The organism is Wolbachia endosymbiont (group B) of Limnophora tigrina, assembly GCF_964263235.1.
GTDB lineage: Bacteria > Pseudomonadota > Alphaproteobacteria > Rickettsiales > Anaplasmataceae > Wolbachia.
Genome location: NZ_OZ181655.1, coordinates 400,628 through 413,165 on the forward strand (window position 1 = coordinate 400,628; position 12,538 = coordinate 413,165).

Annotated in this window: 10 protein-coding genes and 1 rRNA gene; 9 read left to right on the top strand and 2 right to left on the bottom strand. The window is 35.5% G+C overall.

Annotated elements, in window-relative coordinates; all coding sequences use genetic code 11:
- Positions 1-27: 27 nt before the first annotated feature.
- On the top strand, positions 28-939 hold the full coding sequence (ftsY, locus tag ACE38O_RS01950) for a signal recognition particle-docking protein FtsY (protein WP_374698908.1): 912 nt from the start codon (positions 28-30) through the stop codon (positions 937-939).
- On the opposite strand, the gene radA is transcribed toward ftsY, so the two are convergent.
- Together radA and ACE38O_RS01960 are read right to left on the bottom strand one after the other, a co-directional pair.
- Positions 926-2,269, bottom strand: coding sequence for a DNA repair protein RadA (gene radA, locus ACE38O_RS01955; RefSeq protein ID WP_374699062.1), 1,344 nt, complete (start codon positions 2,267-2,269; stop codon positions 926-928). The two genes, ftsY and radA, sit on opposite strands and share 14 nt — an antisense overlap.
- Positions 2,270-3,276: 1,007 nt before the next feature.
- Positions 3,277-3,891 carry a hypothetical protein gene (locus ACE38O_RS01960; RefSeq protein WP_374698909.1) on the bottom strand — a complete coding sequence of 205 codons (615 nt, stop codon included), beginning with the start codon at positions 3,889-3,891 and terminating at the stop codon, positions 3,277-3,279.
- Positions 3,892-4,044: 153 nt separating this feature from the next.
- Here ACE38O_RS01960 and ACE38O_RS01965 point away from each other — a divergent pair.
- From ACE38O_RS01965 to ACE38O_RS02000, 8 genes are all read left to right on the top strand, one after another.
- Positions 4,045-5,548, top strand: a 16S ribosomal RNA gene (locus tag ACE38O_RS01965).
- 100 nt (positions 5,549-5,648) lie between these two features.
- Entirely contained in the window at positions 5,649-6,026 is a 378-nt protein-coding gene (gene sdhC / locus ACE38O_RS01970; protein WP_010963112.1) for a succinate dehydrogenase, cytochrome b556 subunit, read from the top strand.
- A complete protein-coding gene (gene sdhD / locus ACE38O_RS01975; protein ID WP_374698910.1) occupies positions 6,023-6,379 on the top strand; it encodes a succinate dehydrogenase, hydrophobic membrane anchor protein in 357 nt (118 codons plus the stop codon). Before sdhC ends, sdhD begins: the two co-directional genes overlap by 4 nt.
- An 81-nt stretch (positions 6,380-6,460) precedes the next feature.
- Positions 6,461-7,741 (top strand): hypothetical protein, encoded by a 1,281-nt coding sequence (locus tag ACE38O_RS01980; protein WP_374698911.1) that lies wholly within the window; start codon positions 6,461-6,463, stop codon positions 7,739-7,741.
- Positions 7,742-7,858: 117 nt separating this feature from the next.
- Positions 7,859-9,151 carry a sugar phosphate nucleotidyltransferase gene (locus tag ACE38O_RS01985; RefSeq protein WP_374698912.1) on the top strand — a complete coding sequence of 431 codons (1,293 nt, stop codon included), beginning with the start codon at positions 7,859-7,861 and terminating at the stop codon, positions 9,149-9,151.
- 118 nt (positions 9,152-9,269) lie between these two features.
- Entirely contained in the window at positions 9,270-10,499 is a 1,230-nt protein-coding gene (locus ACE38O_RS01990) for a lipoprotein-releasing ABC transporter permease subunit (protein ID WP_374698913.1), read from the top strand.
- Positions 10,492-11,223, top strand: coding sequence for a hypothetical protein (locus ACE38O_RS01995; RefSeq protein WP_374698914.1), 732 nt, complete (start codon positions 10,492-10,494; stop codon positions 11,221-11,223). The genes ACE38O_RS01990 and ACE38O_RS01995 overlap by 8 nt, the downstream gene beginning before the upstream one ends.
- Positions 11,220-12,440, top strand: a complete 1,221-nt coding sequence (locus ACE38O_RS02000) for a heme biosynthesis protein HemY (RefSeq protein ID WP_374698915.1) — start codon at positions 11,220-11,222, stop codon at positions 12,438-12,440. Before ACE38O_RS01995 ends, ACE38O_RS02000 begins: the two co-directional genes overlap by 4 nt.
- Positions 12,441-12,538 lie beyond the last annotated feature (98 nt).

The window sequence follows — 12,538 nt, forward strand, 5'->3', positions numbered from 1 at the left end:
GTTTATAATTTAAAAAGGAGTATTCCCTTGAGTTTGTTTAGTAACCTTTATAAAGGCTTGTTAAAAACTTCTTCTCGCTTTAGCGACGGGGTGAAAAGTATTTTTTCTGGCAAAAAAAAATTAGATCAGTCGCTTTTAGATGAGCTAGAAGAATTGCTAATTAGCATGGATATTGGTCATAAAACTTCTAAGTTGATTATCGATAGGCTCGCAAGCATCAAATTTGACAAGGAAGTTGAGCATAATATCATCACACAGCAGCTAATGAACGAAATAGAAGATATATTAAACCCTGTCGTGCAGCCTTTGGTTTTGAATAAAAAACCCCACATAATAATGGTATGTGGAGTAAACGGTAACGGTAAAACCACGACTATAGGCAAGCTCGCATATAAATATAAGGAGATGGGAAAGTCCGTTATGCTTGTTGCATGCGATACATTTAGAGCTGCTGCTAGTGAACAATTAAACATTTGGGCAGAACGCTCTGGTTGTTCTATCGTTACTGGAGAGTACGGTAGCGACTCTGCAAGTGTGGCATATAGAGCTGTAAGTCAAGCTATGAAAGATAACGTTGATGTTGTTCTAATTGACACAGCAGGAAGGCTGCAAAATAATGTGAACCTTATGGAGGAGTTATCAAAAATATATAGAACGATAAAGAAATTGGAGAACACTGCCCCTCATGACGTTATTTTAGTTCTTGACGCAACTACCGGCCAAAATGCTTATAGCCAATTAGAGGCATTTAGTAAAATGGTTAGTGTGACAGGGTTAATCATAACAAAGCTAGATGGCACTGCTAAGGGCGGAGTAGTAATTGGACTTGCAGAAGCTTATAAGGTAAAGTTACATGCTATAGGAATTGGTGAAAGTATAGAGGACTTAAAGGAGTTTACTAGTAAAGAGTTTGCTGAAGCATTATTTAATTGTAATTAAAAATTTCTCTTAATTCCCTTACGTGACCAAGCTTGATTATCTCAATATCATGAGAAGAGTAATTACCATTTTTAGGCATAATTGCTTTTTTGAATCCTAACTTTTGTGCTTCTTTTAGTCTGAGATCAGCATGCGAGACATTCCTAATTTCTCCTGAAAGTGCAACTTCACCGCAGATTATTGAAGAAGTTGGCAGCGGTAAATTTACTACACTTGAAATAAGGGAAGCAGCAACAGCAAGATCAGCCGATGGTTCCTGTATTTTGAGTCCTCCTGCAATGTTTAGGTATACCTCTTTATCATGCAAAAACATTTTGCAACGAGCATTTAGCACCGCGATGATCATAGCCAATCGATTAATATCCCACCCAACTACTGCCCTTCTTGGGGTTGCCATATTAGTTCCTGCTATTAACGCTTGAACTTCCATTAAAATTGGTCTTGAACCTTCAATTCCTGCAAATACAGCGCTGCCAACTACTTCTCTGTCATGGGCCATCAGAAACAATGATGATGGATTATCAACAGGCACAAGTCCTGCTTCAGACATCTCAAAAACACCAATTTCATTTGCAGGACCAAATCTATTTTTAATAGTGCGTAAAATGCGATATTGATTGCTATTTTCACCTTCAAAATATAACACCGTATCCACCATATGTTCCAAAGTTTTAGGGCCAGCTATTTGTCCATCCTTAGTTATATGACCAACTATTAAGAGAGAAATACCATATTGTTTTGCAAGAATGGTTAATTCGTGCGCGCAAGTACGAACCTGAGTTACAGTGCCTGGTGCTGATGTAATTCTGCTATCATACATTGTTTGTATAGAGTCAATTACTAAAAATTTAATACTTTTATTTTCCTTTATTGTTGCTACTACATCAGTTAAAGACACTGTAGATAAAAGCTTAATTTTAGGTTCATTTATCTTAAGACGCTTTGCTCTGAGACTCACCTGCTCTAAAGATTCCTCGCCAGATACATAAAGACATTCAAAAGAGGAAAGTTGCACAACATTAGCTGCAATTCTAAGCAAAAGGGTAGATTTTCCAATACCAGGTTCGCCACCAATTAAAATGCTGGCACCTTGAACAATACCCCCACCAAAAACTCTATCTAATTCTTCTACTCCTGTTAAAAAACGATCCGGGATAATAATTTCACTACCCGATAACGTCTTTATTAAAATTGGCGCAGATATACTTCTTTTGCCCGTTTTTACTGCTATTTCTTCAACAACTGTATCCCAATTGTCACATGCAATACACTTCCCTACCCACCTACCAGTGCTATGACCACAGGATTGACATACATATACAGTTTTCATCAAAGCCAAAATTATTTTGTTGTAATTGTAATAAAAATTAGCTGAATAGGCGAAGTAAATCTAAACACTGAGTCTCACAAACGTTTTGGTACGAAGATAATTGTCATAAGTTGTGCCATTTAAATTCATGCACAATAATTGCACGAACGCTTCCCTCTAGGATCCAAGTAGCCCCTTCTCCTGTCATTCCAGTGCTCCTTTTTTTGTCATCCGAGTAGCCCCTTTTTTGTCATCCCAGTGCCCAGACACTGGGATCCAGGAAAAAGAATGGTGTCATGCAAGTAGCCTCCTTCTCCTGTCATCCGAGTAGCTGACACTGGGATCTCATTTTACTCTATAATGGCAGTGCTCCTTTCTTGTCATCCCAGTGCCTATTTCTTTGTCATCTCAGTGCCCCTATAATGTCATCCCAGTGCGTGACACTGGGATCTAGTTTTCTATAAAATGGTGCATTTTAACATAACTTTTATACTTAATAAAATTCCTGGATTCCAGCGTCACGCGCTGGAATGACACCTTCCGTATAAACATTAAGAAATTTACCAAATAAAAAAAAGGCAAAAGAAGCCCTGGTCATTGTCCATTTTCAGTATTTGGCGTTTTTTAAGTCTTAAACACTGCAATTTAGCTGCTTTTAAATGCAACTAACCTACGCTGCAAATGTTTAAGAAATTTACTAGGCAGAAAAAAAGGCAAAAGAAACCCCGTGGTAATTAGTGTTCACTCTCTAATCCTGCAAATTGGCGTACTATACTGTCTTAAACGACTTATAAGCGCGTTTCAGCTTGTATAGGCAAAAACCTAAAAATGTTGTGAAGACATAAGGTGCACATAGTGCAAAAAATTAAAAATAAGACACCAACTACGTTGTTTTCTTGCTGTTTAATCTGCACAGATGAAGATAACTGAATACCTTCAGTTTCATGATAAGGGAGCTGGCGGAGTTTGTCAAGTGGTTTTTCGTTTCTAACGGTTGTTGCCAAAAACTATACAAAAAGTCTAATGAGTTAACTTCCATATATCCTGAGTAGTTCTTGTGCATTAGCTTTGATTAGGATAGGGCATTTTCTGTCATTTAATAGGGAACGCAATATTTCAGTTGCACCTTTAATGTCGTTATTATGTATCTTTACTACAGCGATAGCTTCTTGGCTTGAATAAGGATACACTGCACTTGATTCTAAATTATCAATTTTATCTTTATTTATTTTTTCACCGTTGGAGTGAAGTAAGCTTATTACCTCTAAGTATTGTGCTAACTCACGCAAAACATTAGGAGCATCTTTATCATCTGCCAAATCATTATAAATAGATGCTGTGTTTGTTGGCATTGAATCTGAGATATGATTGAATGCGTGTTCAAAATTTGCTAAATACCCCCAATTTGAATCTATTTCTTCTAGCAGCGGCTTATTATCTTTTTTAAAGAATAATACTTCGTAAAACTTGTCACCCGCAGTTATAGATTGTTTTGTGTTATCAATGTTGCGCAATAAGTATAATGTGATGCCAACTAACATTGGTGCGAGTGCAAGCAGAAAGATGTATTTTTTCATGGTAATGTTCCAAATAGTTATATATTTATACATTAATGCTTTTGATTTGCAAAAACATATTGACATAGTGATTATATCACATAATAATATTCTCAAAGTTGTTTGAATAGTTGGAGATTAAAATATTTCTAAAGTAGAAATAAAGACAGCAGTATTAAGCTAAATTATTTTTTGTCGGATTTATCCGATGTACCCTCAACCTTTTATAGGTTGAAGTCTAAATTTGAGAGTTTGATCCTGGCTCAGAATGAACGCTGGCGGCAGGCCTAACACATGCAAGTCGAACGGAGTTATATTATAGCTTGCTATGGTATAACTTAGTGGCAGACGGGTGAGTAATATATAGGAATCTACCTAGTAGTACGGAATAATTGTTGGAAACGGCAACTAATACCGTATACGCCCTACGGGGGAAAAATTTATTGCTATTAGATGAGCCTATATTAGATTAGCTAGTTGGTGGAGTAATAGCCTACCAAGGCAATGATCTATAGCTGATCTGAGAGGATGATCAGCCACACTGGAACTGAGATACGGTCCAGACTCCTACGGGAGGCAGCAGTGGGGAATATTGGACAATGGGCGAAAGCCTGATCCAGCCATGCCGCATGAGTGAAGAAGGCCTTTGGGTTGTAAAGCTCTTTTAGTGAGGAAGATAATGACGGTACTCACAGAAGAAGTCCTGGCTAACTCCGTGCCAGCAGCCGCGGTAATACGGAGAGGGCTAGCGTTATTCGGAATTATTGGGCGTAAAGGGCGCGTAGGCTGGTTAGTAAGTTAAAAGTGAAATCCCGAGGCTTAACCTTGGAACTGCTTTTAAAACTGCTAACCTAGAGATTGAAAGAGGATAGAGGAATTCCTAGTGTAGAGGTGAAATTCGTAAATATTAGGAGGAACACCAGTGGCGAAGGCGTCTATCTGGTTCAAATCTGACGCTGAGGCGCGAAGGCGTGGGGAGCAAACAGGATTAGATACCCTGGTAGTCCACGCTGTAAACGATGAATGTTAAATATGGGAAGTTTACTTTCTGTATTACAGCTAACGCGTTAAACATTCCGCCTGGGGACTACGGTCGCAAGATTAAAACTCAAAGGAATTGACGGGGACCTGCACAAGCGGTGGAGCATGTGGTTTAATTCGATGCAACGCGAAAAACCTTACCACTCCTTGACATGGAAATTATACCTATTCGAAGGGATAGGGTCGGTTCGGCCGGATTTCACACAGGTGTTGCATGGCTGTCGTCAGCTCGTGTCGTGAGATGTTGGGTTAAGTCCCGCAACGAGCGCAACCCTCATCCTTAGTTACCATCAGGTAATGCTGGGGACTTTAAGGAAACTGCCAGTGATAAACTGGAGGAAGGTGGGGATGATGTCAAGTCATCATGGCCCTTATGGAGTGGGCTACACACGTGCTACAATGGTGGCTACAATGGGCTGCAAAGTCGCGAGGCTAAGCTAATCCCTTAAAAGCCATCTCAGTTCGGATTGTACTCTGCAACTCGAGTGCATGAAGTTGGAATCGCTAGTAATCGTGGATCAGCACGCCACGGTGAATACGTTCTCGGGTCTTGTACACACTGCCCGTCACGCCATGGGAATTGGTTTCACTCGAAGCTAACGACCTAACCGCAAGGAGGGAGTTATTTAAAGTGGGATCGGTGACTGGGGTGAAGTCGTAACAAGGTAGCAGTAGGGGAATCTGCAGCTGGATTACCTCCTTGGGCTTTGCGCATAACTTACCATTTTTAATGATGGTGTTGTTATGTGCTATACTGCTGTCTTTACTTCTACTTTATTTTAATTTCCCGATAACGGAATTTTATGAGTGATAGGCCTCTTTCTCCACATTTACAAATATATAAAGTACAAGTTACTAGTTTTTTCTCTATTATGCACAGATTGACTGGTATCTTGCTATTCCTTTTATTAATGATACTTTCTTGGTATTTCATATTACATGTTTACTTTCCTGAGTTACTTATAGTAAGGTACTTAAATGCATTATTATTCACTCCTGTTGCTAAATTAGCTTATGTCTTATGTTTTATAAGTTTTGTATATCATTTTCTTAATGGTATTCGTCATTTATTGTGGGATGTTGGGCTTAATTTAGAAATTACTGGCGTTTCAAGGAGTGCTATACTGCTGACAGTAACGTTACTTCTTTCTACTATGGCTTTTTTATTTATGTTCATATGAATCAACCTGGAAATTCAGTACATTACTGGTGGGTGCAGCGTGTTTCTGCAGTAATTTTACTGTTTTTATTTCCTTGGTTTATCTATTCATTTTCTTGCGCATTTTATACTGATAGCTCTTTGTCTTTTAGTGAAAAATTTATTAATCACCCTCTAGAGCTTTTATTTTTTGTTGTATTGTTGTTTTGCATTTTTTGGCACGCAGTTCTTGGAATGCAGGTAGTGTGTGAAGATTATATACACAGCGTATCTCTAAGGATTTTCACAATTACATGCATAAAGTACTTATCAAGCATTACTTATATAACCCTCGCTTTTACAATCTTTGTCTTCTACAGGCATATTTTCTTGTAAAATTGCCAATTCTGTGTTAATATATTATTAGTGTACTAGTTCTATTATTAAGCTATAGCATTATGGTTTTGGTTTAGCAATATGTTGGAAACATTGAAAGAGTGGGGAACGAGCCTTGTACTGAAAACAAAGGATCTATTTACTCCATCTGAATCTCAAGTTTATGTCAAAGACCTTAGAAAGGTAATGATGTATGATGGAAGGAAATGCCAATATCCAAAAAATTATGATCAGATTGTAAAATCTGGGAAAATTATGGAAAACAAGGATACGCATGGAAAAGCTATACTAGATAAAGATAAAAATCCAACCTATAAACTTTTATATGGCAAGGAAGACAAAAATGGAGAACAACCAAGTTTTGAATTAACTGAAGTTACTAAGATTGACGGCAAGTCTTACTTTACTATTGATTTTTTAGTTAGTAAAGGTAGGCACGAGATTGATAATTATAGTGCATTTTATAAACCATTTGGTTTTTCAAAAATAGATCTCAAAAAACATATTCCAGTTTTTGAGGTTCAAGAAAAAGACAGTAAGTTCGAATTAACTAATTCCTCTGTGCTTACTAAAAAAGTTAAGGAAAGTGGTAAGATCAAGGAAGTTGTCGATGAGAAAGGAAGAAATGGAGAATTATTATACACTAGTGATTATAAGAAATTAAACACTAGTTTTTCTGAAGTTAGAGATCAGAACGGTAATCTAGAACTAGATAAAAGTTTAATATCTGTTCCCATCGTTCTTGTTGCAAGCTTGGCTAAAGTTTGTACTAGGTTGTTAACTTTGATTCCTATAAAATTCGGGGAATATTTAATAAGCAAAGAAAATCCAATTGCAAAGTCTTTTGGCTATCTTTTGTTCACCCCTGCAATGGCAGTAAAAAATTTAGTGAATATGGGAGCTACCATACTTAAGGCTCCAATTTTATTATTTGTAGCAGATAAGAAGAAGTATGGTGATGCTTACTTCACTATGTGGAAACACCAATTGAAAGGATGTTGGGAAGAAGCAAAAAGTGACTTTAATGTTATTAAAGGTGGAGAAAGGCTAAAGCCAGGGCAAAAGGATCATAAGCCACTTAGTATAGTGGGCACATGGGATGAGCTTAACGCTAGAAGGCCAGGTATTGAAGAAGACTTAGAGAAGCCGTCAAATAAAAGTAGTGAAAGTATAGATAAATCTAGAGAACCAGATATTGGAAAAAGCTTAAAGAAGGAGAAGTTGCAAAACAAAAGTAATGAGAAAATAGCTGCGTCTAAAAAAGCAGATGTTGAAAAAGTGAGTGATACTCCTCATGTTAATGAAGTACTAAGCAGACGGAATTCATTGCAAGACGAAAAAATTCAATTACCTACTCGCTAACCGGCCACTACTTTAAATTAACATTTACTTTCTTTATTAACTATTCCACAACAAAAACTTGCATGCATTTTACTCTTAGTATAAGATGTTAATTATTTAATTAATTTTCTTAACTATATGCGCCCTGTAATACTATGTGGTGGTAGTGGCAGCAGACTTTGGCCTTTATCGAAGCCAAAGCAATTTCAGAAAATATTTAGTCAGAACACTATGTTTCACAACACTTTGTTGAGGCTAAAAAGTGATTATATGCCGCCCATAATTGCCACAAACGTGCAGTACGAGTCATTAGTGATGGAGGAGTTGCATGCGCTGCAAGAATATAAAGTGATTTTCGAACTAGTGAAAATTGGAACAGCAGCGGCAATATTAATTGCTGCACTTCTCTGCAATGGAAACGAGACAATGTTAATTCTGCCTTCAGATCATTTTATAGGTGATTTGAATAGTTTTTATGCTTCTGCTCAAAAAGCGTCTAAACTAGCCTCTGAAACTAACTCTATAGTTACGTTTGGAGTTAAGCCTCATGAATTCAATTCTGAATACGGTTATATAAATGCGGTTTATGATCATAAGAAAAAGCATCATATAGTAAAAAATTTCACAGAAAAACCTGAGCATGAGTTAAGTAACGATCATTACTGGAATTCTGGAATATTTGTGTTTAAAGCAAAGCGCTACATAGATGAGATCAAAAAATCTGCCCTGCCTCTTTATAATTTATGTTTTGCAAGTGTGAAATATTTCACACCGCAAGAGAGATTTCTGTATTTAAAACAACGAGATTTTACAGAAATTGAAGGCATATCCATTGATTACTTGGTAATAGAAAAAGCAAAAAACGTTAAAATGATAGAAGCTAATTTCGATTGGATGGATGTTGGAACTTGGAGTTCAGTTTTAGAATTAAGTGAGAAGTTTACGTTGTCATTCCAACATGTAACCAAAAAAAGAGAGCCAGTTTTGATGACAGAAAGTGATACAAGAAATTTACTAAGTAGAGTTTATAAACAGCCAAACAAGAGCCTAATTGCATTTGTTAATAAAGTTAGAAAAGCAAAAGTGATGAGAAAAGAAGTCAAGCCATGGGGATTTTGTAGTATAATTTTAGTGAGCGAAAATTTTCTCATAAAATATCTTTTTATAAATCCATTAAGCTGTACTTCTAAGCAATTCCATCACTATAGAGATGAATACCATATAGTACTATCTGGAGTTGGGTATGTTAGTTTAGACGACAAGGAATATGCTATAGTAAAAGACCATATGATAGAAATTCCAAGGAAAGTTTCCCATAGGATTGAAAATAGAAGCGCAAGCTTTCCACTTGAGATAGTTGAATTTCAAATAGGAGAGCATTTATCTGATAATGATATAGTAAGGTTGGATGATGTATATGGAAGATTTTGAAATTCTAATGTTAAAGATACTCTATAAGCCTGCTAAATTTAAGGAAGCAAAAATCTCTAGTTTTCAAGTAAAGAAAAGTCTACAATGATAGAAGTCTCGAGAATATGATCTCAATGTAATGTCCATTGCCTTTGAAATTACTATGGCTGCTTGCTATTTGCGAGCAAAAAATGCCAGATTTTGCTCTATAATGACTTTGTTCTCTATTATCGGCATTGCCCTTGGGGTTGCAACACTAATAGTGGTGATGTCTGTGATGAACGGATTCAGAGCAAAGTTGCTTGACTCAATACTTGGCATTGATGGCCATATTAATGTTTATTTTGATAGGAACATAAATTCAGATTATTGCGCAGTTTCAAAATCTATCGAGAAAATTCCTGGTATATTAAAAGCTACTCCTATGACCAATGATCAAGTCATTATTGCAGCAAATGGTAAAATTGCAGGTAGCATAGTGCGAGGTGTGTCAACTCAAAACTTGCTTAATAGCACTGCCGTTACAAATAATGTAATTATAGGTGATGTGAAAAAATTTGATGAAGGGATAATAATAGGGGCACGCTTAGCAGAAGCTTTGAACATTGACTATGGCGGCGAAATTACGTTTATTTTATCTGAAGGATTTGATGCATTGCTTGGTGAAATGCCGCGAATGAAAAAATATAAAGTTGTAGCAATATTTGATATGGGTATGTTTGAGTATGATAATACCTTGATATATATGCCTCTAAAATCAGCACAAGCCTTTTTTAATTACAAAGATAGCATAAAAAATATAGAAGTACTTGTAGACGACGTTACTAGAGCTGATAAGCTGGCAGGTTCTATAGAAAAAGAAATAGGAATGGAAGCTGAAAGTTGGCAATCACAGCAAAGCCATTATTTTAGTGCTTTAAGAACTGAAAGAAATGTGATGTTTTTAATTCTTACTTTGATTATAGTTGTAGCAGCATTTAATATTATCTCAAATTTAATGATGATAGTGCAAGAAAAGAAATCCGCGATTGCAATTATGCGTACATTTGGTGCAACAAGTGGAAGCATTATGCGCATCTTTTGCGCTTGTGGTCTATTAATCGGTTTTGCGGGAACTTGTCTTGGCTGTATTATAGGTGTCGTTTTTTCTCTCAATATCGAAAATATTAGAGTATTTTTAGAAAGCATTACTAACGTCAAGCTATTTGATCCTATGATATACTTTTTTTCAAGTTTACCAGTGATACTATTACCCCAAGACGTAGTAAATATTTCTGCACTTGCATTATTCTTATCATTTTTAGCGACAATTGCTCCTGCATTGCAGGCAGTTACACAAGATCCTGCGGAGATACTACGTTATGAATGATACTCAGCAAAAGTACATAGGTTGGTTTTTAATTATATTATTGTTTGCCAGTTATATTACAATAAATAACATAGTATTTTTGAAAATAAATCAGCAGGAAAGCGATGATAATATAAAGGTTTTGATGGAAAACATAGATGAATTGAAAATGTTGCTTGAAGTTAATCAATCTAGAACGGAAAAAAGGATATATGACTTAAAGAGAAGTCAGCATACTCAATGTGAGCAAGGTGATAATAACTCAAGATGTAAGAACCTTGCAAAATTGCTATTACTTGTGGTTAAAATGAAGGATTCGTTATTGCAAGAAGCAAAATTTGATAACCATATAAATTCAATAAAGCCTTTGATATCAGAGCTTGACGATCCAGAGATAGAAAATGCAATGAATGAATTAGAAAATTTGAAAGAGGTAGATACTTTACGTGAGTTGAAGTTATCTTTTGAGAAGACCATTGCTGTTATTAACTACAATAAAAGTACATTGTCTAAAAAAATCATTTCAAACTGGATTAGAATACAAGATAAAAATGATCCATTAAGGGCAAAATTCGCAGAAATTGAGGAGTCAATAAACGATAATGATTGGCAAAATATAACTGTTACAGTAAGCAATTTAACGCATTCAGAATTCAAGCCATGGCTGAATAAATTGAATGGTTTTATTGTAGCTTCTAAGAATATTTCAACAATATATCATCACTTATTACAATATATCTCATGATTTATTTTATAATTTTCTCTCTTTCGTTTTTATTTGGCATATGGGTCAAGGTAAGTGGTGAAGTAATAAAATTGGAATTAGGCAATTACACTATAAGTATTGATCTATATTTCATTATTTTTACTTGTGTAGTTTTATTATTTTTATTAATTACACTTGTACGCTTTTTTTCCTCCATTTTATCAACATTTGCCAACATAAGAAATAGAAGAAGGGATAGGGAAGAATTGCTTCTCTTTGAAGCTTTCTTTAGCATAGACTTAAACAATATAGAGAATGCCCAAAAGGTAGTTAAAAGTCTAAATGAGAAGAGCGATAGGTTGTCTTTAATAAAGCTCTTTAACTCAGGTAAGAAGGGAAATTACAGCTTTTTCAGTAACGGTTTAACAAATATTGCAAATAAAAATCGTACCTTAGCTCTACTTCTGGCCAATAAGCTGATTGTTCACCTCAAACAAGAAAAAGTAGTCTTTCAAAAATTTATAGAATATTGCTCTAGTTCAATTAATGATAAAATGCTATCTATTCCCTTTCAAATAGAGCATTGCATATTGAAAGAAGATTGGATTAATGCGATTTTGAGGTTAAAGGAAGCAGTTAAGTTCAATATTTTTCTTCCATTTGACCATAAAGAAATGTTTGCAGTTTTTTATTGTGCTTTGGCAAAACAATATGAAAGTAAAGGGGATTTTAAAGGAGCTATAAAGTCTTTATTCAGAGCACAAAGTTATTATGCAACCTTTCGGTCCATCAATTATTTAAAAGCAGAATTATATATTAAACTTGGAAAAATTAGAAAAGCTTCTGCAGTGCTAGAGGCAGAATATGCAGTAAATCCTACTCCTCAGTCAGCTAAAATGTACATCAATTTAAATAGTAAAGGTGCTGAAAGACTATACAACTTACGCCCTGATTATTATTTTAGTTACTGTTTACTTGCTTTGTCCTCAATGAGTTCAGGTAAATATGATCTTGCAAGTCAATATTTAGACACTGCTATGAAAAAGGCTAATTACATGTCAATCTACTTTATTGTAATACAACTTAAGGTTACATTGCAAGAACACGACAAGGTAATTTATTGGCTAAACAAGATGGGCTCAGAAGCTTTGCCTGATCCGGGCTGGAAGTGTAAAAATTGTAACAGAGAACTAAAGCAATGGGATCATAAATGTTCAAATTGCAATAGTTTTAATTGCGTTTATTATATATTATAAGGTTCCACAAAGTGTGATGATAATAATATATGGGAAATTACCATCAAAGACCTCTATTGAACAATTTTTGGAATAGATCTCTTAATATAACCCTTATT

Excerpts from the sequence above, each read along its gene's own strand:
- radA (WP_374699062.1), bottom strand. The coding sequence starts at position 2,269 with ATGAAAACTGTATATGTATGTCAATCCTGTGGTCATAGCACTGGTAGG.
- ACE38O_RS01960 (WP_374698909.1), bottom strand. The coding sequence starts at position 3,891 with ATGTCAATATGTTTTTGCAAATCAAAAGCATTAATGTATAAATATATA.
- sdhC (WP_010963112.1), top strand. The coding sequence starts at position 5,649 with ATGAGTGATAGGCCTCTTTCTCCACATTTACAAATATATAAAGTACAA.
- sdhD (WP_374698910.1), top strand. The coding sequence starts at position 6,023 with ATGAATCAACCTGGAAATTCAGTACATTACTGGTGGGTGCAGCGTGTT.
- ACE38O_RS01980 (WP_374698911.1), top strand. The coding sequence starts at position 6,461 with ATGTTGGAAACATTGAAAGAGTGGGGAACGAGCCTTGTACTGAAAACA.
- ACE38O_RS01985 (WP_374698912.1), top strand. The coding sequence starts at position 7,859 with ATGCGCCCTGTAATACTATGTGGTGGTAGTGGCAGCAGACTTTGGCCT.
- ACE38O_RS01990 (WP_374698913.1), top strand. The coding sequence starts at position 9,270 with ATGTCCATTGCCTTTGAAATTACTATGGCTGCTTGCTATTTGCGAGCA.
- ACE38O_RS01995 (WP_374698914.1), top strand. The coding sequence starts at position 10,492 with ATGAATGATACTCAGCAAAAGTACATAGGTTGGTTTTTAATTATATTA.
- ACE38O_RS02000 (WP_374698915.1), top strand. The coding sequence starts at position 11,220 with ATGATTTATTTTATAATTTTCTCTCTTTCGTTTTTATTTGGCATATGG.